General features: G+C 69.5%; 27 protein-coding genes and 5 pseudogenes. 20 read left to right on the forward strand and 12 right to left on the reverse strand.

Annotated features, from left to right (window positions below; all coding sequences use genetic code 11):
- Nucleotides 1-162: 162 nt before the first annotated feature.
- The gene (locus tag ACZ7IB_RS41385) at nt 163-372 is read right to left on the reverse strand and encodes a hypothetical protein (RefSeq protein ID WP_470919910.1); all 210 of its coding nucleotides are present in this window, start codon (nt 370-372) and stop codon (nt 163-165) included.
- Between the two features lie 297 nt (nt 373-669).
- Here ACZ7IB_RS41385 and ACZ7IB_RS41390 point away from each other — a divergent pair, with 297 nt between their 5' ends.
- Together ACZ7IB_RS41390 and ACZ7IB_RS41395 are read left to right on the forward strand one after the other, a co-directional pair.
- A complete protein-coding gene (locus tag ACZ7IB_RS41390; RefSeq protein WP_470919912.1) occupies nt 670-1,239 on the forward strand; it encodes an NUDIX hydrolase in 570 nt (189 codons plus the stop codon).
- Between the two features lie 497 nt (nt 1,240-1,736).
- Entirely contained in the window at nt 1,737-1,901 is a 165-nt protein-coding gene (locus ACZ7IB_RS41395; protein WP_470919913.1) for a response regulator transcription factor, read from the forward strand.
- Nucleotides 1,902-2,230: 329 nt separating this feature from the next.
- Here ACZ7IB_RS41395 and ACZ7IB_RS41400 read toward each other — a convergent pair whose 3' ends face one another.
- Nucleotides 2,231-3,247, reverse strand: coding sequence for a proline racemase family protein (locus tag ACZ7IB_RS41400; RefSeq protein WP_470919914.1), 1,017 nt, complete (start codon nt 3,245-3,247; stop codon nt 2,231-2,233).
- Between the two features lie 641 nt (nt 3,248-3,888).
- Here ACZ7IB_RS41400 and ACZ7IB_RS41405 point away from each other — a divergent pair.
- Nucleotides 3,889-4,140, forward strand: coding sequence for a hypothetical protein (locus tag ACZ7IB_RS41405; protein WP_470919916.1), 252 nt, complete (start codon nt 3,889-3,891; stop codon nt 4,138-4,140).
- 117 nt (nt 4,141-4,257) lie between these two features.
- On the opposite strand, the gene ACZ7IB_RS41410 is transcribed toward ACZ7IB_RS41405, so the two are convergent.
- Nucleotides 4,258-5,424, reverse strand: coding sequence for an FAD binding domain-containing protein (locus tag ACZ7IB_RS41410; protein WP_470919917.1), 1,167 nt, complete (start codon nt 5,422-5,424; stop codon nt 4,258-4,260).
- Entirely contained in the window at nt 5,421-6,098 is a 678-nt protein-coding gene (locus ACZ7IB_RS41415; protein WP_470919919.1) for a DsbA family oxidoreductase, read from the reverse strand. The genes ACZ7IB_RS41410 and ACZ7IB_RS41415 overlap by 4 nt, the downstream gene beginning before the upstream one ends.
- An 88-nt stretch (nt 6,099-6,186) precedes the next feature.
- Between ACZ7IB_RS41415 and ACZ7IB_RS41420 the strand changes: the two genes are divergently transcribed.
- The 6 genes and pseudogenes from ACZ7IB_RS41420 to ACZ7IB_RS41445 all read left to right on the forward strand — a co-directional run.
- Nucleotides 6,187-6,747, forward strand: a complete 561-nt coding sequence (locus tag ACZ7IB_RS41420; protein WP_470919920.1) for a TetR/AcrR family transcriptional regulator — start codon at nt 6,187-6,189, stop codon at nt 6,745-6,747.
- Nucleotides 6,748-6,810: 63 nt separating this feature from the next.
- On the forward strand, nt 6,811-7,956 hold the full coding sequence (locus ACZ7IB_RS41425) for a CopD family protein (protein ID WP_470919921.1): 1,146 nt from the start codon (nt 6,811-6,813) through the stop codon (nt 7,954-7,956).
- Between the two features lie 286 nt (nt 7,957-8,242).
- Nucleotides 8,243-8,476, forward strand: coding sequence for a DUF6349 family protein (locus ACZ7IB_RS41430; protein ID WP_470919923.1), 234 nt, complete (start codon nt 8,243-8,245; stop codon nt 8,474-8,476).
- Between the two features lie 30 nt (nt 8,477-8,506).
- Nucleotides 8,507-8,752, forward strand: a complete 246-nt coding sequence (locus ACZ7IB_RS41435) for a hypothetical protein (protein WP_470919925.1) — start codon at nt 8,507-8,509, stop codon at nt 8,750-8,752.
- 497 nt (nt 8,753-9,249) lie between these two features.
- Nucleotides 9,250-10,536 carry a vanadium-dependent haloperoxidase gene (locus ACZ7IB_RS41440; RefSeq protein WP_470919927.1) on the forward strand — a complete coding sequence of 429 codons (1,287 nt, stop codon included), beginning with the start codon at nt 9,250-9,252 and terminating at the stop codon, nt 10,534-10,536.
- A gap of 256 nt (nt 10,537-10,792) precedes the next feature.
- Nucleotides 10,793-11,086: pseudogene (locus tag ACZ7IB_RS41445) on the forward strand (IS701 family transposase); the annotation flags it as partial.
- Between the two features lie 23 nt (nt 11,087-11,109).
- On the opposite strand, the gene ACZ7IB_RS41450 reads toward ACZ7IB_RS41445, so the two are convergent.
- Nucleotides 11,110-11,655 carry an amidohydrolase family protein gene (locus ACZ7IB_RS41450; RefSeq protein WP_470919928.1) on the reverse strand — a complete coding sequence of 182 codons (546 nt, stop codon included), beginning with the start codon at nt 11,653-11,655 and terminating at the stop codon, nt 11,110-11,112.
- Between ACZ7IB_RS41450 and ACZ7IB_RS41455 the strand changes: the two are divergent.
- The 4 genes and pseudogenes from ACZ7IB_RS41455 to ACZ7IB_RS41470 all read left to right on the forward strand — a co-directional run.
- Nucleotides 11,623-12,463 (forward strand): annotated as a pseudogene (locus tag ACZ7IB_RS41455) (amidohydrolase family protein). The gene ACZ7IB_RS41450 and the pseudogene ACZ7IB_RS41455 sit on opposite strands and share 33 nt — an antisense overlap.
- Before the next feature lie 57 nt (nt 12,464-12,520).
- A complete protein-coding gene (locus ACZ7IB_RS41460) occupies nt 12,521-13,183 on the forward strand; it encodes a hydrolase (protein WP_470919930.1) in 663 nt (220 codons plus the stop codon).
- Between the two features lie 40 nt (nt 13,184-13,223).
- A pseudogene (locus ACZ7IB_RS41465) lies at nt 13,224-13,747 on the forward strand (DoxX family protein).
- A pseudogene (locus tag ACZ7IB_RS41470) lies at nt 13,728-14,443 on the forward strand (YoaK family protein); the annotation flags it as partial. The pseudogenes ACZ7IB_RS41465 and ACZ7IB_RS41470, both read left to right, overlap by 20 nt.
- Nucleotides 14,444-14,473: 30 nt before the next feature.
- Here ACZ7IB_RS41470 and ACZ7IB_RS41475 read toward each other — a convergent pair.
- Nucleotides 14,474-14,974, reverse strand: coding sequence for a carboxymuconolactone decarboxylase family protein (locus tag ACZ7IB_RS41475; protein WP_470919972.1), 501 nt, complete (start codon nt 14,972-14,974; stop codon nt 14,474-14,476).
- Nucleotides 14,975-15,066: 92 nt separating this feature from the next.
- Here ACZ7IB_RS41475 and ACZ7IB_RS41480 point away from each other — a divergent pair, with 92 nt between their 5' ends.
- The 3 genes from ACZ7IB_RS41480 (at nt 15,067) to ACZ7IB_RS41490 (ending at nt 17,004) form a co-directional block, all read left to right on the forward strand.
- On the forward strand, nt 15,067-15,990 hold the full coding sequence (locus tag ACZ7IB_RS41480; protein ID WP_470919931.1) for a pirin family protein: 924 nt from the start codon (nt 15,067-15,069) through the stop codon (nt 15,988-15,990).
- A gap of 22 nt (nt 15,991-16,012) precedes the next feature.
- Nucleotides 16,013-16,354: a GNAT family N-acetyltransferase gene (locus ACZ7IB_RS41485; protein ID WP_470919933.1), complete on the forward strand. Its 342-nt coding sequence runs from the start codon at nt 16,013-16,015 to the stop codon at nt 16,352-16,354.
- Between the two features lie 404 nt (nt 16,355-16,758).
- The gene (locus ACZ7IB_RS41490) at nt 16,759-17,004 is read left to right on the forward strand and encodes a putative antibiotic biosynthesis monooxygenase (RefSeq protein WP_470919975.1); all 246 of its coding nucleotides are present in this window, start codon (nt 16,759-16,761) and stop codon (nt 17,002-17,004) included.
- 81 nt (nt 17,005-17,085) lie between these two features.
- On the opposite strand, the pseudogene ACZ7IB_RS41495 reads toward ACZ7IB_RS41490, so the two are convergent.
- Nucleotides 17,086-17,187: pseudogene (locus ACZ7IB_RS41495) on the reverse strand (alpha/beta hydrolase fold domain-containing protein); the annotation flags it as partial.
- 8 nt (nt 17,188-17,195) lie between these two features.
- Here ACZ7IB_RS41495 and ACZ7IB_RS41500 point away from each other — a divergent pair.
- Both ACZ7IB_RS41500 and ACZ7IB_RS41505 read left to right on the forward strand, forming a co-directional pair.
- Complete coding sequence (locus tag ACZ7IB_RS41500; protein WP_470919974.1) at nt 17,196-17,702, forward strand: amidohydrolase family protein; 507 nt, start codon at nt 17,196-17,198, stop codon at nt 17,700-17,702.
- Complete coding sequence (locus tag ACZ7IB_RS41505; protein WP_470919934.1) at nt 17,699-18,151, forward strand: MFS transporter; 453 nt, start codon at nt 17,699-17,701, stop codon at nt 18,149-18,151. The genes ACZ7IB_RS41500 and ACZ7IB_RS41505 overlap by 4 nt, the downstream gene beginning before the upstream one ends.
- 198 nt (nt 18,152-18,349) lie before the next feature.
- Here the strand turns inward: ACZ7IB_RS41505 and ACZ7IB_RS41510 are convergent, their stop codons facing one another.
- The 5 genes from ACZ7IB_RS41510 to ACZ7IB_RS41530 all read right to left on the reverse strand — a co-directional run bounded on the left by ACZ7IB_RS41510 (nt 18,350) and on the right by ACZ7IB_RS41530 (nt 21,993).
- Entirely contained in the window at nt 18,350-19,213 is an 864-nt protein-coding gene (locus tag ACZ7IB_RS41510) for an NAD(P)-dependent oxidoreductase (RefSeq protein ID WP_470919935.1), read from the reverse strand.
- Nucleotides 19,214-19,357: 144 nt separating this feature from the next.
- On the reverse strand, nt 19,358-19,840 hold the full coding sequence (locus ACZ7IB_RS41515; protein ID WP_470919937.1) for a (2Fe-2S)-binding protein: 483 nt from the start codon (nt 19,838-19,840) through the stop codon (nt 19,358-19,360).
- Entirely contained in the window at nt 19,837-20,769 is a 933-nt protein-coding gene (locus ACZ7IB_RS41520) for an FAD binding domain-containing protein (RefSeq protein WP_470919938.1), read from the reverse strand. Before ACZ7IB_RS41520 ends, ACZ7IB_RS41515 begins: the two co-directional genes overlap by 4 nt.
- The gene (locus ACZ7IB_RS41525; RefSeq protein WP_470919939.1) at nt 20,766-21,389 is read right to left on the reverse strand and encodes a hypothetical protein; all 624 of its coding nucleotides are present in this window, start codon (nt 21,387-21,389) and stop codon (nt 20,766-20,768) included. Before ACZ7IB_RS41525 ends, ACZ7IB_RS41520 begins: the two co-directional genes overlap by 4 nt.
- A 265-nt stretch (nt 21,390-21,654) precedes the next feature.
- Complete coding sequence (locus tag ACZ7IB_RS41530) at nt 21,655-21,993, reverse strand: GNAT family N-acetyltransferase (RefSeq protein WP_470919941.1); 339 nt, start codon at nt 21,991-21,993, stop codon at nt 21,655-21,657.
- 314 nt (nt 21,994-22,307) lie between these two features.
- On the opposite strand from ACZ7IB_RS41530, the gene ACZ7IB_RS41535 reads away from it, so the two are divergent.
- Both ACZ7IB_RS41535 and ACZ7IB_RS41540 read left to right on the forward strand, forming a co-directional pair.
- Entirely contained in the window at nt 22,308-22,523 is a 216-nt protein-coding gene (locus tag ACZ7IB_RS41535; RefSeq protein WP_470919942.1) for an SsgA family sporulation/cell division regulator, read from the forward strand.
- 160 nt (nt 22,524-22,683) lie between these two features.
- Nucleotides 22,684-23,259 carry a Dps family protein gene (locus ACZ7IB_RS41540; protein ID WP_470919944.1) on the forward strand — a complete coding sequence of 192 codons (576 nt, stop codon included), beginning with the start codon at nt 22,684-22,686 and terminating at the stop codon, nt 23,257-23,259.
- Nucleotides 23,260-23,336 lie beyond the last annotated feature (77 nt).

The raw sequence follows: 23,336 nt of genomic DNA on the forward strand, positions 1-23,336 counted from the left end.
CCGCCGACTTCTCCACGGACTCCTGCTCGACAACGGACTCGGTCATCTCTGGCGTCTCCTTGATCATCAGATCCGCCGTTGATTAGACACTCCCGCGCGAGAAAGTGCACTGCGGACCCGTGCACCGTACGAGAACTGGCGGCCGCCGTGATCGGAGTGTCCTTACTCGTCCCCGTGGGGGGCGGCGGTCTGCTCCTTGCCGACATGACCGGTCATGGTGACCTCGTGCTCCCTGTCGGTCCCGTAGAGGACGGTGAGACACCGGAGCAGGCAGCTCAGCAGGTACTGGCCGGCGCACCGAGCGGTCTCCCCATCCTGCGGCGGGTCGTCGTGGACGAAGTCCAGATGCGGCGCCGGAAGATCATCACGCACATCCTGGTGACCAGCCCGATCACCCGCGAGGACACCGCCTTCCTCAGCTACCGCGACCCGCGGTCCGTCCTTCGCGCTCTGCCCACCATTAGGGCCATCGCTGATCTCCCGAAAGATGCGCGGGCACGAGGCGCTCATCGGTTTTCGGGCACTCGCGATCGGAGCAGTCGCTCATCTCGAAGCCGGAACGGTGCATCGACTTGAGTCGTTCGCCTCCAGCGGGCGCAGCAGAGCCGGCCCGGAATCTCTCGCGCTCACATTCCAGAGTGAACCCGTCCAGGAAGAGGCCCACACCCCGTGACACACCAGAACCCCACCCTCACGACGGAAACCCCCGACATCCCGGGCGAGCCCGCCAGGCCCTGGATGCCCCGCCAGGAATGGGTCAAGACCCAGCCCCAGGCACTCATCGCCTCGTGCGTCGTGCTCCTCGACCAGCAGGGCCGGATGCTCATGCTGCGCTATGCCGACAGCGAGCCGAGCGGCGGCACCTGGTGGTTGCCGGGCGGGATGCTCGACCACGGCGAAGACCCGTGGACAGCAGCACGGCGAGAGATGCACGAGGAGACGGGACTCACGGTGAGCCCCGCCCCGCAACTGATCGGCTACGACCACCGCGTCGATGTCGGCGGCACCGGACCGGTGCTCGACTTCTTTTGGTACGGAGGCACCGTCACAGACAACCCCACGATCCGATTGAGCCCCGAGCACGATCGGCACGCCTTTCTCGGGCTGGACGAACTGACCAGCACGCCACTCGCCGCGCATATGCGCACTCTGGAAGCACTGCACACCGCTGCCACAACCGGGACCGTCGTCTGCCTGCGGGAAGGGCAGCCGCTCGGACCTGATAATTCGTCGCTGTAGCGTCAAACCAAGTCATAACTGGAGCAAGGCCACCAGTGAGACCTATCGGATCTCCCGCCAGCAGCACCCGGACTACAGTCAAGGTGCTTGCCGGAGACCCCGTCTCCGAAGCGGGAGTTCGCACACACCTGCGGACACGCCCCGAGATCGACCTCGTATGACCCGCAGGTGACAGTCATGGTGGCCGACACCGTCAGCGACGACGTGCTGGTGCTGCTGCGCCGTACCCGGCGCACCAGCACGACTCGCACCGTCCTCGTCGTGGCCGACTTCTCGGAACAAGCAGTGCTCAGGGCCGTGGGCTGCGGGGGGATTCGTACCTCGCAGCGAGGCAACACCGGAGCACGTGGTCCACGTCATACAGACCGCGGCACAAGGCGACGGCTACATGCCCCCAACCTGCCGGGAGCACTCATGCCAGAGGTCGGCACGCTGCAGAAGAACGTGCTTCGCCCGCAGGGACTGCACTTCAGCGGTCTGGCCCCCGCGGGATTGACGTGCTCCGCCTCATCGCCGAAGGACACGGCACCGAAGTCATCGCGAAAAGGCTCGCCTACTCCGAACGCACGATCAAGAACGTGCTTCATGAGCTGATGACCCGCTTTCAGCTTCGTAACCGGAGTCACGCCGTTGTGTACACGATGCGCCAGGGCCTGACCTGAGAGCAGGGTGCGGGCCTCGGCGGCTCCGTCCTCAGCCCAGGGTGCGGGCCTCGGCCTCGACGTCGTTGTCGTACATCCAGGGCATGCCGGAGATCGGGGCCTTTGGAGCCCTGCTGGAACCGGGCCGCACGATCGCGCCCACAGCGTCTGGCAGCGGACCAGGACATGGGGCACGTCGACGGTACTCACCCCCTCCAGCAGCGAGGCCAGCCCCATCCCGTCCTCAACGGCCTGGTCGGCGCCCTGCCCCATAATTGGCAGCATCGGATGGGCAGCGTCGCCGAGCAGCGCAACCAACTGTCATAGAGCACTGACTTTGTGACTCCCCCTCATCGAAGCACGAAACCCGGCACCATGTCGTCGTCGGGGTCGACGATGAACCGGTGCTCGCCGGTCTGGTAGGCCCGGCCGCTGACCACCGGCACCACAGCCTCCCGGCCTGCCTCGCGCGTGGTCCTTTGCACCCGCGCAAGCCAGGTCGCCTCGGTGATCGAGCTGTGCGCGAGCACTTGGCCGGGCTTGAGCCGGCCGGTGGAATGCAGCGCGGCAACCCGCGAGCAGGTGCCCGACCCGCAGGGCGAACGGTCGACCTCACCGTCGGCGAACACGGTGACATTGCGCTGCCGCAGGCTCCCGTCCGAACCGATCCCCTGGTCGTCGATATAGATGACGCCGTAGATACCGCTCAGCCTGTCGTCGAGCGGGTGCTCGGCGAAGGCGGTGGGGTTGAGGAAGCCCTTGATCTCGCGGCTCAGCTCGATCAGCGCGGTAAGAGAGGCCACACTCACGTCGAGACCGACGGCTGCGGCCGGGACGTGAGCATAAATCGCGCCGCCGAAGCTGATCCCGCACCGGACCTCCCCGCGCGAGGTCGGGACCGCCACCTCGTCGTGCAGGACGTAGCTGGCAACACTGACGAAATCGACGCTGACGACCCGGTCACCGTCGGTGGCCACACGGGCGCGGACCCGCCCCGAGGGCACGTCGATCACTACCTCCGTGACCCCGCTGGGATCGATCGGAACCCGGCCGCTACGCACCGCCCACGCGCCGAGAGCGATGGTGCCGTGACCGCAGGCGGTCGAAAAACCGTCCTTGTGCCAGAAGAGCACACCGAAATGGGCCCCCGCGTCGTTGGGCGGAACAATGAACCCACCGTACATGTCAGCGTGGCCGCGGGGCTCGGAGCACAGCAGGGCACGCAGCCCGTCGATCCCGGGATCGGAGATCGCGCTCACACGCTTGTCAGCCACGGTGTCGCCTGCGATCCCCGGCACGTCGGTGACGATCCGGAACGGCTCGCCGCCGGCATGATAATCGACGGTGCGGATATCGGTGGTGGTCATGGTGGGGTCCGATCCTGATACGGGACAGCGGGACGGGCCGTCAGGCCATGGGCACAGAGGGGTAGTCGGCCGGCGCGGCAAAGGTCCCCTTGATCGACCGTGTGGACACCCGACACCTCCCGAGCCAGCCTCATTGCCCGCGAGTGAACCATGTGACATGGCACAGTGCAATGGCGCATTCGGGATTCTCCGCAGAGCTACCCAGCGAACGCCGACAGCCACTGCCAAAAGCCCACGCGGGTGACGGCCGACGCCAACGGACTTCCTCGCCTTGTTCAGAACGCACCTCGCCCTGATCGCAGGAGCCCCTTGCCGTACCCCAGTCAGTCCAGCCGCACGCGCGAGGGACGGTGAGGGCGACTCTCGGTGCGCCGCCGGCGGCCTGGTCCGGGTCGGCAGCACCTCCGACCGCAAGGCGCCGGCCGAACGCCTCGCCGACCTCATCGACTTCGGACTGCCGCTCACCCACGACGACGTCCTCGAATGCCGCCGGTGGAGCGAGCTGGAGATCCGCTCCACCGGGTCCGGCGAACTCACCGCCGCCCTCGCCGAACTACGCCGCCGCGTCCTGGCCCCACTCCTCGCCGCCGTCGAAGACGGCCTGGACCGCGGCGACTTCCACGACTGCACCCCCCCACGACGTGGCCACCATCGCCATGGCCCTCCTCGACGGCCTGACCAACCGGCTCCTCACCGACCCCGGTGCCCTGACGCTCGACGACGCCCGCCGCCTGGCCGGGCACCAGCTCGCGCTCGCGGTCGGCTTTCGCGGCGCCCTCCCCTTTCAGCCCCTCCCCGCCCCGGGCCCACCACCGCCCCAGCCCCCGCCCAACCGGGCTGCACCCCGCCGCCGCCGCGCACCGCGAGCCCCCTCACATCCGACGAACGCCTGAGCACCCCGCCCACCGCTCACACCAGACCCACAACCCTCGCCCCGCGACCCGCGGGGCGGCAGATCATGCGGCAGGCAGACGGGCCTTGCGCCAGGGCCCGCCTGCGGTACCCGGTCGTCAGCCGGTTGGTCCGGCAGTGGCGGCGGGCGTCGCAGGGCCGCCCAGGCCGAGCCGGTGTCCGAGGCCGACGCCGTGCTGGTAGAGGGCCATCCCTTCAGCGAGCCGGTTCTTCTCCCACGCCCGCAGGGCGTCATCAAGGGACGGAACCTGCTGCAGGGCGGTGAAGAGGGTGATGGCGTCGGCGGCCGCCTTCTCCGCGCTGGCCGCGGTGTGCGGCCGGACGACAAAGGCCGCGTCGCCGGTCAGCAGCATCCGGTCGTTGCGCATCCGGGTGACCCGCCCATCGAGGATCGCCTGCGCGAACGGCTCCCTGGTGTGCTCCACGAGCTCACGCAGGGGCGCGGGAAGCAACCTCCGCGTGCGGTCCAGGAGCTCGTCGTGCACCCGCGGGGCCATCAGCCCCGGGGGCAGGGAGAGTCCGTGGGCAGTGCCGTTCCGGTCGGTGGTGATGCGGTCCAGGCCGGCCGCGTCGGCCCGTACGTACCACACCCAGTTCATCCGGCGCTTTCCCGGCGTGGTCGTGCCGAAATCGCCCGGGATGAAGTAGCACAGGAACTGGGTGCGGTCCCCGTCGTAGAAGCTGAACCGGTCGCGGAAGACTGCGCTCAGGTCCTCGGAGAGGTCAGCCTCTCCGAGGACGCCCCGGTAGGCGACGTACCCGGCGTAGCGGGGAGCACTGTCGGGTGCGACGAGCCCGCGATGGCGGGAGGCGGAGCCGTCGGCGATGATTGCGAGGTCCACGGAGTGGACGGTGTCACCGAGGTGGACGTCTACGCCGTCGGGCCTGGGTGCGAGCGCCATCACTTGCTGCCCGTCGTGGTAGCGCGCGGGGTCGAGGCGGTCCCGCAGGGATGTGTAGAGCGCGCCCCAGGAGATCATCTGTTGCCGCATGAGCGTGTGATGACTTCGCCCGTCCCGGCTGAAGAACTGCCGGTGCGTGACGGGCACGCTGATCCGGTCGGGGTCGACGCCGCAGAACATGGTGAGGAACCAGGCGACGCTCGGCTGGAGCACGATCCCCGCCCCGCGGTCGTCGGGGCGGCCGGAGGACCGCTCCCAGACGGTGACGTCCAGTCCCAGCTCGGTGAGCGCGACCGCCTGGAACAATCCCCCCAGCGAACCGCCGACGACGCCCACTGACTCGATGTCCGGCACGGGGGTCACGGCGAGCACACTCCGTTCTCGCACACGACGCCGTCCGACACCTGGGTGGCGTGGCGTTGAAGGATCTCCACGAGCGTGTCGGTGCCGACGGCGCCGTTGAGCGCCTTGTCGCCGATGACCAGCAGCGGCACCCCGCGAAGGCCGATGTATTCGGCGAGTTGTTCATCCTTCGCCACGGCCGTCTCCAGCGCAGGGTCCGTCAGCTGTGTGGCCACGTCGTCGCCGAGCCCCATCTCCTTGCCGATCCGGGCCAGCACGTCCACATCGCCGATGTCCTGCCCCTCGGAGAAGTAGGCCACGAGCAGGCGGTCGGCCATTGCCGCACTCGACTGTGCGCTCTGCTCGGCCAGCGCGATCAGCCGGTGCCCGGCCCGGGTGTTCGGTGTCCTGGTGATCGCCTCGTAATCGAAGACGATGCCCTCGTCCCGGCCAACCGGCACCGTGTCGGCATCCAGCCGCTGCGAACGCTCCCAGCTGCCGAACTTCTCACTGCGATAGGTACGCCGGTCGACACCGACCGCCGGCATCGCCGGGTTGAGCTCGAAGGCGTGATGGCGGATGCGGAACTCCTGACCGGTGCGCTCCGTCACGATGTCGACGGCCCGTTGCAGCCGGCGCCCGCCGATGTAGCACCAGGGGCAGATCAGATCGCTGAACACATCAAGGTCGATCACGATAGAGCCTCCCAATCGAACCGACTAGTCTGTTCGATGAGAACGGCGGTGGGGGTTTCCCCATTCCCGCCCTTCACCGGAGGTGCCGATGACCGCTTCTGAGACCACCCGCGCCAGGATCGTCGCGGCAGCGGCCGACCTTTTCACCCGCTGCGGCGTGCGCGCCGTGGGTATCAATGAGATCTGGCGCGCCTCCGAGGTGGCCAAATCGACCCTGTACCAGCACTTCCGCTCCAAGGACGAACTCGTCGCCGCTGTTCTGCGCCGGCGCAACGACGCGTGGTGCACGCGCCTGCGCGCAAGCGCCGCGGCCGCGAAGACGCCCCAGGACCGACTCCTTGCGATCTTCGACCTGCTGGCCGAGGAGTTCGCCGACCCCGCCTACCGCGGCAGTGATCTGGTGAACGTCGCCGCCGAATACCCCGACCCCGACCACCCGGTGCGTGTCGCTATCCGCGACCACAAACGCGAAATCCTCCACTACCTGGGAGTACTCGCCGAGGTAGCGGAGGAGACCGATCCCGAGGTGACCGCGGCCACCGTGCTCATGCTCGCCGACGGAGCGGCCTGTGCCCGTGTCAGCCTCGGCGACACTGCCGCCGCCGGCCTGGCGCGGAAGGCGGCGTCGCGGTTGCTGGCCCACGCCTGAACAGGGCCGGATCAGTCGTCGGCGCGCTGTGTGCGGGCAAGATGGGCGGTGCGGAGTCCGCCGGTGGTCGTGGCCGCGACCGGCGTCGGGAACGCGGCCCAGCAGCTGTCCGGCTGGGGCCAGCTCACTGGCACCGGGTACGGGCGGGCGGTGCTCGGCAAGGCCGCCGCGCTGGCCGTGATGACCGTCGCCGGGCTGTCTCATTACTGGCTGCGCCGCCGCGTCCCGAGGCCGCGGGGGGTGCGGGTCGCGGTCCGTGCGGAGCTGGTCGCGGCGGTGACCGCGGTTGCGGTGGCCAGTGCGCTTGTGGGCTACCCCGACCCGCCGCGGGCTGCCACGGTGGCGGCGGAGCAGGCCGCGAGCAGGCCTCCACCGGCGGCCCTGGTCGGCCGGCCGGCAGTGGCGGTCGCCGCCGGTGCAGGCCCGTACGTACTGGGCTGGTCGCTCAGTCCCCCGCGTCCTGGCCGGGTGCAGGTGAAGCTGACCGTGGTCGGCGCCCGGCCGGGGGACGGGCTATGGGACGCAGCGTTCACCGCCCACCGCACCGACGGCACGACGCCGGTGCGGGCCGGATTGCGCCCGAGCGGGTTCGGCTGCTTCACCGGCACCGCCACTCTGACCAGCGCCGGTCGCTGGACGATGACGGTCAGCGTGCGTGGCGACCGGGGCCCCGCCACGGCCACCCGGTCCCTGCCCCTGCCCGCGCCGGACGGGCGGGCCGACTTCGCCCGGATGCTCACCGCCATGGGGCGGCTGCACTCCCTGCGCATGGATGAGACCCTGCGCGGGTCGACGACCGGCCCGGCGGTCCTCACCCACTACCGGTTCGCCGCCCCGGACGCGATGGCGTACAGCATCGCCGGGGGCGGCAGCGCGGTGCTGATCGGCCCGGACAGTTACCACCGGGACGGTTCGGCCGCCCGCCGGCAGCATGACCGCGGCGGGTTCCCATTCGGCTGGCCGACGGCCTTCTACCGCAGCGAGTTCCAGCCCGCCGCCGCGATCCGCGTCCTGCGCGCCGACTCCAAGGTCGTCGAGCCGGCCTTCGTCCGGCCGGACATCACCGCCTGGTTCACCCTCGATCTCGACCCGCATACCTTCGTACTACGGGCGATGCACATGCGCGCCGAGGGACACCTGATGGATGACATGGTGACCGCCGCCAACCAGCCGATATCCATACGTCCGCCCACCGGCAGCGGCCGTTAGCCGACAGCCATGCACCCACGGACCGGCCTGTACGGCGCCTGGAAGCTCCCACCTGCGGGCCCATTGCTCTACGGGACAACGCCCGCGTGACAGAAGTCCTATTTGAAACCCCGATCCTCCGCGTTTCAGTTGAGGTCGGCTGCGCTGGGTTGGTGTCGTCGGCGTTGATCGTTGAGTGCTGGGCGAGGGTGGGCATCGCGAAGGCCCGGCGCGGTGGTCGGGTTCTCCAAAGTCCTTCGGGTCATGGGCGGTCAGGGATTCGCCGGTTAGCCGACGGGGCGGGGTAGTGCGGCGAGGCGGTGGAAGGCCGTGGCTACTGAGGTTTTCGGTTCGGGGTGACCGTGACGACGGCGGACCGATCCGCACCATTCGCACGGGGATCGAGAAGCGGCACCTGCCCGGCAAGGCACCAGAAGGCGGCTACGGCCTCGCCGCACAACCCCCGAAGACGCAGCACCGAACGGCGATCACCGAGACGCTGCCCCTGGAGTACAACGTGTACTCCGGCGGAGCCATATAACGGAGTCGGTGTCGTTCACGCCGCTTCGACGTGGCGACATGCGACGGCAAGCAGGGAGAACGCCTCATCGTCAGCCTGCTCAGCACAATCGTGGCGGCGGTGACCGCGGCCTCTGCCGGGGTGGTCATCTGCTTCGTCTACGGCCACCACGCCGGAGGCAAGCTTCTGCGAAGGGCCTACGGACCAACCATGCCCGTCTCCGACCCAAGCGTTTCTCCGCTGCGCGCTCTGCGGGCAACCGGCCGCTGGCTCGTGCCCGAGTGGAAGCGGCCGTAGGCGGTGCTTCGACCTCGCCGTCGTACCAGTGCGAAAGGCGTGGCTCGTCGGGCACCGACCAGCAACCGGCGCAGCCGACTGTAGGCAGATGACCACAGACCGGAGTTGCGGCGTGCTTCGGGAACCCGCAGGCTGTATCTGGCAAGCGACCTTGATGACGCAAAGAGGTGATCAGGTTGCAGGACCACTCGCGCCCGGTCAACCCCTCGAAACATGGGCGCGGGTGACGCGTGCCGTCTCAAGGGCCGGTACCCCGGTGAGTCCAGTCGCGATACTCCAACGACCGCCCCAGCACGGGACTCAGGCAGACGGAACTGGCTTCATGTCCCAGTCGAACTCCGGATCAGGCGCCCGGAGTACTTCTTCGCGGCACACGCTGCGGACCCCCTCTCGCTCAGTGGTGCCCGTTGACCGTCTGGCCCGAAGCGGCCCACGTGGTCGAAGTGTATGACCACCGGTTGCCCCAGCCCACCACCCACCACAGGGAGCCACAGCATATGGACGGAAAGCACAAGATACTGGCTGCACTGACCGGAACTGCGCTGACAGCCGGACTCACTGGCCTGGCCCTCGGGCCCACCGCCACCACACCTGCTCACTCCCCAACTCTGCGCGCCGCCGCCGGGCCCTCTGGGATGTCGGTAGTGGAGTGGAACCGTGAGCTCATCACCGTCCTGAGCGATCCGAAGGCCCAACCGCCCACCATCCACCCCACGCGCAGCTTCGCGCTCCTTCAGGCCGCCGAGTACGACGCGGTGGTATCGGTCACCCGGGCCGGCCCTGCCTACTTGTTCTCGGTGTCGGCGCCGCGAGGCGCCCGTGCAGACGCCGCAGCGGACCAAGCAGCCCACGATGTGCTGGTGGCCCTGTACCCGGCCAAGCGCGCAAGCGTGGACCGACGGCTGAGCAGCCAGTTGTCCGCGATTCCCAACGGCCCCGGTAAGCAGGCGGGCATTCGCGTGGGAGCCGAGGTCGCCCGCAGGCTGATCAGCCTGCGATCCCATGATGGGTCCTCGACCAAGCCGCCGCCGTTCAGTCCCCGCAACGTGGCCGGCGGCTACCGGCCCACACCGCCCGACTTCCCCACACCGGTGTTCACCAACTGGGGCTCGGTCAAGCCGTTCGTGCTGGCCAAAGGAAGCCAGTTCCGCCCGGCGCCGCCGCCGGCCGTCAGCACCGCCGAGTACGCCACAGCCTTGAATGAGGTCAAGAGCCTGGGGAGAAAGTCCAGTACCACCCGCACCCCCGATCAGACCGCAGCCGGGAAGTTCTGGGCGGCAGCGCCCGTCTGGAACGTCTGGAATCAGATCGCGCAGGGCCTCGTCACCTCCCAGCACGCAAGCCTGGAGAAGGCGGTGAAAGTCTTCGCCCAGCTCAACCTGTCCCTCGCCGACACCGCGATCGCGATGTACGACGCCAAGTACACCTACCGCGTATGGCGGCCCGTGACCGCCCTCCGGCTCGGTGGTACGCACTACAACCCGCGCATCGCTGGCGATCCCAACTGGACCCCCCTGCTGCCGACCGCCCCGGATCCGTCCTACCCCGCCGCCCACGGCGCTCTCAGCCAGGCGGCGGCAACGACGCTCACCAGGTTCTACGGTGCGCAGCACCACCTCGTGGTGACGTCGAAGGAGGTCACCCGAACCTTCGCCAGCTTCCAACGCGCCGCCACCGAAGCGTGGCTCAGCCGGATATGGACCGGCCAGCACACCTCCATCGACAACCGGGCAGGCCAACAACTCGGCACGCAGGTCGCCGATTTCGTGGCGCAACACATCTGACTGCCCGCACCCGTGCAGCGTCAACGCGCCGCATGGCTGTGGCCAAGAGTCAGCTGTACCCAGCGTATCGGGTACAGCTGGCCCGAACATTGTGCTACGGCCACGCCAGACGTCGCGGGGCGGTTGAAGCACTGCCAGAAATACACCGTCACCCCGAACCGAAAACCTCAGTAGCTAGGGAAGAACCGGTAGGTCTGCCTGCAACACACCTGTTGCAGACGCTACATTCCATATCCGAGCCACTGAGCTGCAAGAACTCTGTCGAAGGCCCGCATCACGTGCAGAGACCTACAAAGAAGGCGTGGACCAGCTGATCCGCATCGCGGGCAGCCGCCGGGCCACCGAGGAGGGCTTCCGGATCACGAAGCAGCAGTGCGGACCGGACGACTACCAGGTCCGCCGCTACGACGGCCGGCACCGCCACATCACCCTGGCCAAGGCAGCCCACGCCTGCCTCACCGTCCTGCGGGCCACCGGGCCGGACACCGGGAAAGCAGAAACGGATCCTCCCGGCTCACACCCCTCAGCCTCCCCGAACTCCGACACCTGATGAGCCGGCTCACCCGGCCCCGCTCAAGCATCGAGCACGTCCTGCACTGATCCGGCCGGCGCCGCCGCAGACAACACCAGGCCCGCACCAGCCACGACGAACGACGAGGCCACGCACCACCAGAACCGACCCACCGTCACACACAAGACCGTTGCATTACTGGGCCGCGAGGGTCCCGGGGACTTGCCCGCGCCTGCACCGCGATGCTCCCCGGAGCGCATGGTGAACCCGGCGACGCCCCGGGTGCGCTGTCGGAACGATGCCGGTGCACTCTCGGGAAAACCGAGCGCCGTAAGCCGACTCAGCGTGACGACGAAGCGGATCGAGAGCCGTTCGTCCCTTCTTGTCCTCGCCGTTGAGGACCGGGGCTTGGCGAGGGTCGAGTAGAGCATCAAGGCGCTGGGCGCAGCGAGCAGCATGCCGGTCGGTTCTCCGTCCCGGCCGCGTACGATCTGGCCGCCCCGGGGTTCGGGGGTGTCCCGGGTGAAGCCGGCGGCCCTGAGCGCCGCCCGGTTGAGCACCGCCGACTGGTACAGGTGCAGCACGAGCACCGGAGCTTCCGGCTGCACGCCACCTACGACGAGACCATCCGCAGGGACCTCGTCGTCTTCGAACGGCTCGCCGCCGAAGGCCTGTTCCCGTCCGGCAACCGCTGGCTCTTCGACCACGCCGAGACCGTCACCGAGAACAGCCTGGACCGGATCGCCGCGCTCGGCGGCGCCCTGTCGGTGCAGAACCGGCTGTCGTTCCAGGGCGAGGCCTTCGTCCGCCGCTACGGCATCGGCGCCGCCGATCCGGGCCATGCTGGAGCGCGGCCTGACCGTCGGCGCCGGCACCGACGCCACCCGCGTCTCCACGTACAACCTTTGGGTCGCTCTCCACTGGCTGGTCTCCGGCCGCACCGTCGGCGACGTCCTCGTCCGCCCGCCGTCCAACCGGGTCGACCGGCAGACCGCGCTCGCGATGTTCACCGCGGCGGGCGCGGAACTCACCGGCGAACAGGACGTCAAGGGCGTCCTGCGCCCGGGGTACCTGGGCGACTTCGCGGTCCTCTCCGAGGACTGCTTCACTGTGCCGGAGCCCGTGATCCCTCACATCGAGTCCCTGCTCACGGTCGTGGGCGGCCGCATCGTGTACGCCGCCGGCGAGTACGAGGGCCTCGACGAGGAACTGCCGCCCGTGACCCCCGCCTGGAGCCCGGTCGCGCACTTGGGTGGCTACCGGTCCGCCGACCTCGCGCGCCTCGGCGGCGTCCGCCAGGCCGAGTTGATCGGCGAGGCCGGCGAGCACCTGCGGTGGCGGGTCCGCCGGGGCCTCGTACTCCAGCGCGGGGACGCGTACGGGGACGGGTTTCTCGACCCCTGTGTCTCCCTCTGAAGCCACACCGATTCACCTGTGTATCCCCTGTGTCCACCGACGAAAGGCAGTACTCCCATGGTCGACATCGCCCAGGTCACGGCGGCCCCCAGCCCCGACCTGCTCACCCCCGACAACTGCGCCGTCCTCTTCGTGGACCACCAGCCGCAGATGTTCTTCGGCACCGGCAGCGGCGACCGCACCGCGATCATCAACTCCACCGTCGGCCTGGCAAAGGCCGCCCGGGTCTTCGACGTGCCGGTCGTGCTGAGCACCGTGGCGGCCGAATCCTTCTCCGGCCCGATCCTGCCGCAGCTCGCCGAAGTCTTCCCCGACCAGAAGATCATCGACCGCACCTCGATGAACGCCTGGGAGGACGAGGCCCTCGTCGAGGCGGTGAAGGCGACCGGACGCAAGAAGCTCGTGATCGCCGGCCTGTGGACCGAGGTCTGTGTGGTCCTGCCCACGCTGTCCGCCATCGCCCAGGGTTACGAGGTGTACGTGGTGACCGACGCGTCCGGCGGCGTCAGCCCACAGGCGCACGAGCACGCCGTGCAGCGCATGATCCAGGGCGGCGCGATACCGGTGACCTGGGTCCAGGCGCTCCTGGAGCTCCAGCGCGACTGGGCGCGCACCGAGACGTACGTCGCCACCACCGACGTCGTCAAGGAGCACGCCGGTGCCTACGGCCTCGGGGTGGTCTACGCACAGGCCATGATCGGCGCCCACGCGGCCGGCTGAGAACCCGGGGACGGAGAAGACGGGAACAGGCAGGAACGTGATGGACACCGGACTGTTGGTCCTCCGGCTGGTGGCGGGACTCCTCGTCGCCGGGCACGGAGTGCAGAAAGTCAGTTTCCGGCTGGGTGGCGAGGCCCCGGCCGGGGGAGGCGAGGAGTTCCGGCGGGACGGGTTCCGCGGCGGCCGGCTCACCGCGCTCGCGGCGGGCGGCGGCCAGGTCGGCGCCGGCCTGTTCCTGACGGCAGGGCTGCTCACTCCCGCGGCGGCGATGGCCGCCGCGGGAGTGATGACGGTGGCACGACCGTCAAGTGGCGCAATGGGCTGTGGGTGCAGCGCGACGGGTACGAGTACCCGTTCTTCCTCGTCATCGTGGCCGGGGTGCTCGCGCTCACCGGCCCCGGCCGCTGGTCGGCGGATCACGCGCTCGGGCTGACCCCGTGGCCCGTGTGGGTCTCCGTCGTCGCCCTCGTCCTCGGTCCCGTCAGCGGGCTGCTGACGCGCGCACTGCTGCACCACCCCTCCGTCGTGGAAGGAGCATCCGAGGATGCGCACGCTGCTGGTTGACGCGGCCCGCACGCTGGTCCCCCCGAAGGGGGACCAGCACGGCCCGCTGCCGCCGCTGATGCTGGCCCTCACGGTGGTGACCGGTCCGGTGGACGCGGTGAGCTTTCTGGGGCTCGGACATGTCTTCGTCGCCAACATGACGGGCAACGTGGTGTTCCTCGGCTTCGCCCTGGCGGGAGCCGACGGCCTGTCCGCACTCGCCTCCGTCGTCTCCCTGGCGGCCTTTCTCACCGGCGCGCCGGCCGGCGGCCGCTTCGACGTCCGTTTCGCCGTGCACCGAGGCCGGTTGCTCGCCTCGGCCATGGCCGTACAGGCGGTGCTGTTCGCCGGGGCGCTCGGCACGACCTCGCAGGGCACGACAAGGTGGGGACCACCGTCCAGTACACCCTGATCGTGCTCCTCGGCCTCGCGATGGGGCTGCAGAACGCGGTCGCCCGGCGGCTCGGCGTCCCCGACCTGACGACGACCGTGCTCACCCTCACCCTCACCGGGCTCGCCGCCGACTCCGGTCCGGCCGGCGGAGCGGCGCCCCGGCCCGGCCGACGGATCCTGTCCGTGCTGGCGATGTTCCTCAGCGCCCTCGCCGGAGCCGTACTCCTGAAGATCGGGATCTCCCTCGTCCTGGCGGTGGCGCTGGCACTGCTCGCCACGGGCGCGGCGGTTCTGTGGCGACTCTCGGTCCCGGGTGCGGGGTGGGCCGCCGCGCCGCGAGCCGAGTCATGCGCTTCAGCGGGAGGGAGTCTCCCGTACCAGGTGCTTGCTCAGGATCGACACCCGGTTGAAGGCGTTGATGGTGATGGCCACCCAGATCACCGCGGACAGCTCGTCGTCGCTCAGCGTCTCGCGGGCCTCGGCGTACGCCCGCTCCTGGGCAAGGGCGTCGGCGGGGTGGGTGGTGGCCTCGGCGAGAGCGAGGGCGGCGCGCTCGCGGGCGGTGAAGAGTTCGGTGTCGCGCCAGGCGGCGAGCACGCCGAGGCGCCGGGTGGTCTCACCGGCCCGCAGCGCGGCCCGGGTGTGCACGTCGAGGCAGTAGGCGCAGCCGTTGAGCTGGGAGACGCGGAGGTTGACCAGCTCGACCAGGATCCGGTCGAGACCCGCATCGGCGGCGGTGGTACGGACGACATCGGCCGTCTTCACCAGTGCCTGGTACGCGGTGGGGCTCTGCTTGTCGAGGTGGATCCGTCCGGTGGGCCGGAGGGCTGCCGTGACCTGTACCGTCTCGCTCACCCTGTACTCCTTCGTCTGTTGCCGGGCGTTGTCGTCACGGCTATCATCCTCCATAATTGTTGAAATCAAAACTACATTGGAGGGGTCAGGAGATGGGCGACACAGAGGTCGAGGTCCTCACGGCCCGGGACGTCCCGCTGGGCGGCCCACGCGCCATGACCGTACGCCGCACACTGCCCCAGCGGGCCCGGACGCTCATCGGGGCCTGGTGCTTCGCCGACCACTACGGCCCCGACCTGGTCGCCGACTCCGGCGGCATGGACGTCGCCCCTCACCCGCACACCGGACTGCAGACCGTGAGCTGGCTCTTCACCGGCGAGATCGAGCACCGCGACAGCTTGGGCACCCACGCCTTCGTACGGCCCGGCGAGATCAACCTCATGACCGGCGGACACGGCATCAGCCACACGGAGGTCTCCACACCCGACACCACCGTCCTGCACGGCGTCCAGCTCTGGCTGGCCCTCCCCGACGAACACCGCCACGCCCCCCGCAACTTCCAGCACCACGCCCCTGAGCCGCTCCGTGTCGACGGCGCCGAACTCAGGGTCTTCCTCGGCACACTGGCCGGCGAGACCTCCCCCGTCCGCACCTTCACCCCGCTCCTCGGCGCCGAACTCCTCCTCGACCCCGGCGCCACCGTCACCCTCGACGTCGACCCGGCCTTCGAACACGGCCTGCTCGTCGACGAAGGCGACGTCCACCTCGCCGGCACGGTCCTTCACCCGGCCGAACTCGGCTACGTGGCCACGGGGCGGACGACACTCACCCTCACCAACGCCTCCGACCACCGCGCACGGGCGGTTCTGCTCGGCGGCACGCCGTTCGGGGAAGAGATTGTCATGTGGTGGAACTTCATCGGCCGCAGCCACCAGGACATCGTCGAGGCGCGGGAGGAATGGGAGCGGGCCTCCGACCGTTTCGGCAGCGTCGACGGCTACCCCGGCGACCGGCTGCCCGCCCCCGCCCTGCCGAACGCCGTCATCGCACCCCGCAAGAACCCCTCCCACCACTGAACCCCCCACCGAAAGGACCGTCATGAGCGAGCAGAGCACCACCCCCCTCGTCCGTCGCGTCGATGCCCGCCACCGCTACGAGATCCTCGTCGACGACAAACGCGCCGGCCTGACCGCCTACCGCGACCGCGACGACCGGCGGGTCTTCTTCCACACCGAGATCGACGACGCCCACGCCGGCCAGGGACTCGCCGCGATCCTCGTCGAGCAGGCCCTGACCGACGTCCGCGCCTCCGGGATGCGGATCGTCCCCGTCTGCCCGTACGTGGCCAAGTTCCTCAAGAAGCACCAGGAATTCACGGACATCACCGACCCCGTGACCCCCGAGGTCCTCACGTGGCTCGAGGCCCAGCTGGGACGCTGACACCACCGAACAAACAGCTTGAGCTGAGCGAGCACGGCGCAAAGTGTGGACGGGCGCGGTGTGATCACGAGGAGTATGTGCGACCACGGACAGCCTTGAGCACACCATGTCCCCGCCGACACCAGCGAGGTGACCCGTGTGATCGCCCGCCGGGTGGAGCCCGGTCACGAAGCCGCCTCCGAGTCGTGGGCGAAGGACATCCTCGACAGCGCGGCCACCTTCCCCAGCCACCAGGGATACGGACTCTTCCTCCCTTTCGGCGGCGACGCCCCTGGTTCCTCGTCCACCGTTTCCGGGACGCGGAGGCCTGCCGGGCCTGGCAGGATTCGCCCGAGCGGGCGGCCTGATTCGCCGGCTGCCAGGGACACCACCACACCGCGATCGCCCGACGCAAACCGACCGGCATGGAGACCTGGTTCGCCAAGCCGGGCTCGACACGGCCCGCACCGCCCCCGTGGAAGATGGAGATCAGCGCGACCCTGGCGATCTACCCGATCTCCGTGCTCGGCAGCCTCTTCCTCATCCCACGCCTGGCCGCGCTCCCGCTCCTGCTCAGCAGCGCGATCGTCGCCTGCGTCGTCAACGTGCTGATGACGTGCGTGGCGATGCCCACCGTGAGCAGACTCCTGCGCAACTGGCTCACCCCGTAGCACATCGCGCCAGAGGTTCCTCGTCAGCTCGCACACAGTGCGGGCCTGCCACTCTCCCGGGCCGGAGACGAGTACGACCGTGAGCGTGGGCGCGGCCGTCATGTTGCCGCCGACCGAGTCGCCTGCCACCGCCAGCCGCGAACCGTCGAGGTTTTTGCCGACGCCCTGCTCCACAATCCACTGGATGGCGGATTTCGAGAACTTCAACCAGCCGCGTCCGGAACTCGGTTACTACAAGGCGGAGTTCGAGAAGGCGGTCCGTCGTCTCATGGAGAGCGACTGTGGATTCCGGCTGCACGCCACCCAGGTGTCCACCTACATCCTCTGGGTGGCCCTGCACTCGACCGGTGAGCGGCCGCACCGTCGGAGACCTCGTGCTGCGCCCCAGGAGCAATCGGGTCGACCGGCAGACGGCGCTCAGGTCATTCACCCGGGCCGGCGTCGAGCTGACCGGCGAGGAGGAGGTCAAGGGCGTTCTGCGACAGGGGTGTTACGCGGACCTCGCGGTGCCGGCGGACATCGAGATCCGGTTCGTCCTCCTCAGTCCTCCACCCCCGGCCCTGCACGCAAGGCCCCCGAACGGGAGTCACTGCGCTCCTGGACCACACCCGTGCGTTCCTGGTCAAGAACCTGCCGCCGTCGGGCCCTACGGTCACTCCCGACCATGCCCACCCCGCACCCGGTCTGGACAAGCATGAAGAGCACACCGTCGTCATCAGCACCCGCAGAGACCGACTCCCCGTGGGCACCGCTCGCGGCACGTGTCTTCCGGGCGCCGGGAGAGGCCGACGGCCCGGTCCTGGTATCCGTCGCCTACCGGGTCCCCGCGGACAACCGGGCCGAGTTCACGGACCGCATGCACCACGTGGCCCGGTCCAGACGCCGTACGGGAGCCCTCACCTGGGGCCTCTACCAGGACGGCAACGACCCGGAACGCTTCGTCGAGACCTATCTGGTCTCCTCCTGGGCGGAACACCTCGCCCGGCATCACGTCCGGCTGACGGCCACCGACCGCCGCCAAGAGGAGAGGGCTCGTGAACTGCTCACGCCCAAAACCCTCCCCGAGGTGACCCATGCCTTCGACACCAGGTCCGGACCTGCGGTACCGCATCAGGCGGCCACCGGTACCCCGGACTCCGGTGCCTGAGACCTCCGTACTCCCCGAGCGGGGCAGGCAGCAGCGCGCCCGACACTGCGGCGGATCACATTGAGCGCGGTGCGCGGTGCGCGCGATGCCCACAGCACGCCGACGAGCCGGCTCACGGGAACCGGTTGTCCCCTGCGCCCCGCGTCGGGAGGCCGGGTGACATCGTTACTGATCCTCGGATCGCCGAGCATCCAAGGACTACGACGGCGGGTTCCTCAAGTAGTCGACGGCGGCGAGGTCGTCGTTGTCGTGGCCGACTGCGACAGTCGCTTCGAGGCGGTCTCGGACGACCTGGAGCAGAGGGGTGGGGGTGGCGGCCGCCGCGGCCAGTTCGATGTCCTTCAGGGCGAGTTGCACCGCGAATCCGGGCGTGTACGAGGCATCGTCCATGACGCTTACCTTCTGCAATTCGTACGGCATGGCGAGCGGGCCGGCCTCAAGCACCCGGACGAACGTCGTGTGATCGACGCCGAGCGCGTCGCACAGCGCAAGGACGTCGCTCATGGCGACCGTCGAGGCAGCCATCCACGCGTTGACCACAAGCTTGACGGCGCTGCCCTCGACCCCTGTTCCGACGTGGAGCACGGACGAGCCGAGATCGTCGAGCACGGGACGCGCCCGCTCAAGGACGTCCTCGGGGCCGGCTGCCAGCCAGACAAGTTTGCCCTGCCGAGCGGGAGCGGTACTTCCCGAGACGGGTGCGTCGAGGTACGCAACACCGTGATCACGGGCCAGACCGGCCAGCAGGCCGGCGTGCCGTGGCCCTACCGTGCTCGCCTGCACCCAGACAGCATCGTTTTCGAGCCGACCGAGGGCATCCGACATGACTTCCGCGACCGCATCGCCGTCACGGAGCACGGTGATGACGACGGACGCGCCGGAAACCGCATCGCCCACCGTCTTCACCGCCGTGACCCCGGCAGCGTGCTCCGCCACCGTACGGGCCCTCTCCTCCGTGCGGTTCCAGAGCCGTACCTCGTGGCCGGTATCTCCGAGACGCATCGCCATCGCGGCGCCGAGTACGCCTGCTCCCAGAACAGCGACGGTGGAAGCGTGAGACATGGAAGACCCCTTCTCTGTTCCCCTTGTCCATGTTCCGCCGGGCAACCCGCGTCCCCGGGTATCGACGATTCAGCCCAAGGACAGCCGGAGCGTCAGTCAGGCGGAGGGTCAGACCCCCGAGCGGTGCCATCTACATCCTCACTGTCAGGCGGTGGTTTCCCGTTGTTCCTGGGCCGCGCGCGTAATGGCGCGTCGGATGGGTTCGTAGCCTGTGCACCGGCAGATGTTGGAGCCGACAACGCCCGCGATGGCCTCCGGATGGTCAGCGAGGTCGGGATCGGTGTCGAGCGCTCCTGCGGCCACCATGAGGAAGCCGGGTGTGCAGAAGCCGCACTGGAGCGCGTGCTCGGCCGAGAAGGCACGTTGCAGCGGGTGGGGTTCGCCGTCGGGTCCCGCGAGGCCCTCCACCGTACGAACGGAGCTGCCTTCGCACTGCACGGCCAGCACCAGGCACGCGCGGACCGGCTCGCCGTCCATGAGCACGGTGCAGGCCCCGCAGATGCCGTGCTCGCACCCCAGATGCGTACCGGTCAGGCCCAGGTCGTCACGCAGGACGTCGGCGAGCAGGCGCCGGGGCTCCACGTCGAGGCGGTGTGCGGTTCCGTTCACAGTGAGCGTGATCTTCATCGGTGGTCCCCCTCGCGTGCGGCGAGACGTGCGCGCAGATCGAGCGCCGCCTCGCGGAGTGTTCTGCCGACCAGGACGGCGATGGCCTGCCGCTTGTACTCCACGTCGGCGTACGGTTCGGCGAGCGGTGCGGCGTCCGCCTGGGCGGCGACGCGGCCGGCTCGGGCGAACGGGTGGTCGTCGGGCAGCCGCCGCCCCGCGGGGAGCGGGCCGATTTCGGTATCGAGCAGGGTGCGTTCGGCGGCACGGGCCCGTACCGGGCGGTCGGCGGAGTTGACCAGCCCGATCCGCGCGTCGCCGATCACTCCGTCGTGCACCGTGAGAGCGGCCGCGACGGCGACCTGGGCGAAGCAGAAGTGGGTACGGCGGTGCTCGATGAAGCCGACCCCGGTGTGCTCGCCGAGCAGCGGGAGCCGTACGGCGGTGATCAGTTCCCACGGCCGGCGTGCGGTGCGGTACGGCCCCAGGAAGTAGTCGCCGGCCGGGATCGCGCGGGCGTCGTCGGGGCCGGTCACCTCCACGATGGCGTCCAGGGCGACGCCGATGGCGCACCATTCCGAGGCGGGATGGGCCCAGCCGAAGCTGCCGGCCATGGTCCCGCGAGAACGGATCGGCGGGTGGGCGATGTTGACCACGGCCCGTGAAAGCAGGGTGCCGAGCGGGCCCGGTACGGCACCGGCCGGCTCGAAGGCCGCGTGGCGGACGAGGGCGCCCACGCGCAGTTCGTCGCCCTCGACGCTCATGCGGTCCAGTTCCCGGATGCGGTTGATGTCGACGACGAGTTCGGGGCGGATGCGCTGCAGGTGCATCTCCAGGATCAGGCTCTGTCCTCCGGCGAGCACCTGGGCCTTGCGCCTGGTGCCGCCGAGTGCCTCGACGGCCTCGGCGACCGTACGAGGAACCACATAGTCGAAGGATGCGGGTTTCACCGGACGCCTTCCTCATGTTTCGGGGCCTGCGCCGCCCGCCAGACGCTGTCCGGGGTGAGCGGCGTCTGCAGCAGGCCGGGATCGGCGATCCGCAGGGCATCGGCCACGGCGTTGACAATGGCGGCCGGGGTGCCGATGCAGCCCGACTCCCCCGCGCCCTTGGCGCCCAGCGGGGTGCCGGGGCCGGCCTCGACCACGGCGGCGGCGTCCTGCCAGACGGACGGATCGACGGGCTCTCCCGCCTCGCCGCGCAGGGCGACGTTGCTCAGTCCGTCGAACAGCCGGACGGAGTCGTCCAGCGCCGCGGCGGGTGTCACCACGGCGGGCAGCGGATCGATCGTGGCGGTGACCTCGGCGGCCCCGTCCTCGGCCCGGTACCGGTCCTCCCCGAGGACGACCGCCAGCGCCTCGCCCGGATATCGCACCCGGTCCGTCACGAGGGCCGGCCACTCCCGGCCCGCGACGGCGTCCTCCGTGGAGAGCCTGGCCAGCAGGGTGTACGGAACCGGTGGAAGATCCGGCAGGTCCGCGGCCGACCAGGCTCCCACGACCCCCCGCACATCCCGGGCCGCCGTGCAGTCCACGGCGCGCAGTACGCCGTGGGCCAGCTTGCTTCTCACAAATGCCGCGTCCAGACATCCAGGAACGCGGATATCGGCAACATACCGGCCTTTCCCGGAAAGCAGCCGCTCGTCCTCACGCCTTGTCCATTGCTCCACAACAACACCCCGTTCGTGTCTTTGCGGGAACTGCCGCCATTCCGACGCCATTTCGATGGAACAGCACGCCGGTGGAATTCAGCTGCTCGGATACTAGCCGCGGGAGAAGCGGCAGAGCGAGCGACAGGCAGGCCCTGTGCACTCCGGGGACAGAAGAGGTGCGCGGTCAGCCCGGTTCCGTGTCCAGCCACCGCAGGACGTCGGGCCGCACGGGGTCGGTGATGTCGGCGAACTCCTCATGCCGCTTCAAGAACTTGGCCACGTACGGGCACACGGGCACGATCCGCTTCCCGGAGTTCCGTACGTCGGTGCGAGCTTCCTGGACCAGCCAGGAGGCCAGGCCCTGTCCGGCGACGGCGTCATCGATCTCGGTGTGGTGGAGGACGCGCTGTTCCCCGCGGTCACGGTAGGCGGTCAGCCCGGTGCGCTCGCCGTCGACCAGGATGTAGTAGCGGTTCACCGCATCTACGCGCCCGACGACCGGAGCGACGGAAAACTGGCTCATCGGGTGTCCTTTCGGTTGAGGCCGGAAGAGGTTTGCCACTCCCCCGGGATTTGACATTATCCTCGTGACCGCGACCCATGACTCCGGCTCAGGAAATTCCACACTGCACGGTCTGCTCTCTCAAGCTCTTCGACACGCTCTTCGACCGACAACACCTCGTGCGCTCGTCGGCAAACCATTCTCCGGACCCGCTGTACGGTCGCCGGAACCCGGCCGAGGAAGGCAACAGAACAGTCGCGGACAGGGAGGCGGCATGAGACGGCTTCCTGCCGGCGCCGCGCACGAAGCCCCGATCGTTCTCACGACGACGATCCTTGTCACCGTGGCCGGCGATCCCCCAATACCGCTGCCATCCGGACGCGGTCCGCGTCCTGCTCAGGACCTGGCACGGGGCGGCGGTCCTCGACGCCGCAGCCCGTGAGGTCTCGGCCTTTGTGCACCGCGCCGACGCGCTGGTGCCGCCGGGCACCGAGCACCGTCACCCCGATCTCGACCGCGTCATCGAACAGCACACGGCCGGCAGCGAGTGACCGCCCGGCCTGCCCCGCCGCCGGATCGGGCCACGTCCGCCCCGCCCGGATCCGGTGCGCTGAGGGGCACCTACGCGTGCGCTCGCGGACAACGCAGCCGGCGGTTCGGCCCCTAGCGTCGACCGCGCACGTTTCGGCACGACATCGCAGGAGGCACGCCATGACCACCAGCTCCCAGCCCACGAGCAGCCAGCCGTGGTTGCACCAGAAGGGCTCGGTCATCCAGGAGTTCGGGACCGTCAAGCAGTTCCCCGTCGCTCTGTCCTACGAGGCGCGCATGTACTCCTCCCAGCGCCTGAACAAGGTGCTGGCGGACACCCAAATACTCTACGGCCTCTACAAGAAGCACCACTGGAGCATGCGGGGCGCGACCTTCTACCAGCTGCACCTGCTCCTGGACAAGCACGCGGGAGAGCAACTGGAACTCGTCGACGCCCTCGCCGAGCGTGTCCAGACGCTGGGGGGTGTCGCTGTGGGCGATCCGCGGCACGTCGCCGGGATCACGTCGATTCCGCGCCCGCCGGACGGTGTGGAGGAGGTACCGGCCATGCTCTCGCGGCTGCTCGAAGCCCACGAGATCATCCTCACGGATGCGCATGACGCGGCCGCCCGCACGGCCGAGCTGGGCGACGACGGCACCAACGACCTGCTGGTCTCGCAGATCGTCCGCACCGGCGAACTGCAGGCATGGTTCCTGGCCGAGCACCTGGTCGACACCCCGCTGGTGCGCGCCTGAGCCGTCCGCACGGCACGCAGAGGGTGCGCAGCGTCGGGCGAGCGGACGGGCGGACGCCCCTACGGCATCGGGCTGCG

Source organism: Streptomyces sp. NPDC037301, assembly GCF_055602785.1.

Coding starts and splice junctions, on each gene's coding strand:
- ACZ7IB_RS41400 (WP_470919914.1), bottom strand. CDS start 3,247: ATGACCACCACCGATATCCGCACCGTCGATTATCATGCCGGCGGCGAG.
- ACZ7IB_RS41420 (WP_470919920.1), top strand. CDS start 6,187: ATGACCGCTTCTGAGACCACCCGCGCCAGGATCGTCGCGGCAGCGGCC.
- ACZ7IB_RS41440 (WP_470919927.1), top strand. CDS start 9,250: ATGGACGGAAAGCACAAGATACTGGCTGCACTGACCGGAACTGCGCTG.
- ACZ7IB_RS41460 (WP_470919930.1), top strand. CDS start 12,521: ATGGTCGACATCGCCCAGGTCACGGCGGCCCCCAGCCCCGACCTGCTC.
- ACZ7IB_RS41480 (WP_470919931.1), top strand. CDS start 15,067: ATGGGCGACACAGAGGTCGAGGTCCTCACGGCCCGGGACGTCCCGCTG.
- ACZ7IB_RS41485 (WP_470919933.1), top strand. CDS start 16,013: ATGAGCGAGCAGAGCACCACCCCCCTCGTCCGTCGCGTCGATGCCCGC.
- ACZ7IB_RS41490 (WP_470919975.1), top strand. CDS start 16,759: ATGGAGACCTGGTTCGCCAAGCCGGGCTCGACACGGCCCGCACCGCCC.
- ACZ7IB_RS41505 (WP_470919934.1), top strand. CDS start 17,699: ATGAAGAGCACACCGTCGTCATCAGCACCCGCAGAGACCGACTCCCCG.
- ACZ7IB_RS41510 (WP_470919935.1), bottom strand. CDS start 19,213: ATGTCTCACGCTTCCACCGTCGCTGTTCTGGGAGCAGGCGTACTCGGC.
- ACZ7IB_RS41515 (WP_470919937.1), bottom strand. CDS start 19,840: ATGAAGATCACGCTCACTGTGAACGGAACCGCACACCGCCTCGACGTG.
- ACZ7IB_RS41530 (WP_470919941.1), bottom strand. CDS start 21,993: ATGAGCCAGTTTTCCGTCGCTCCGGTCGTCGGGCGCGTAGATGCGGTG.
- ACZ7IB_RS41540 (WP_470919944.1), top strand. CDS start 22,684: ATGACCACCAGCTCCCAGCCCACGAGCAGCCAGCCGTGGTTGCACCAG.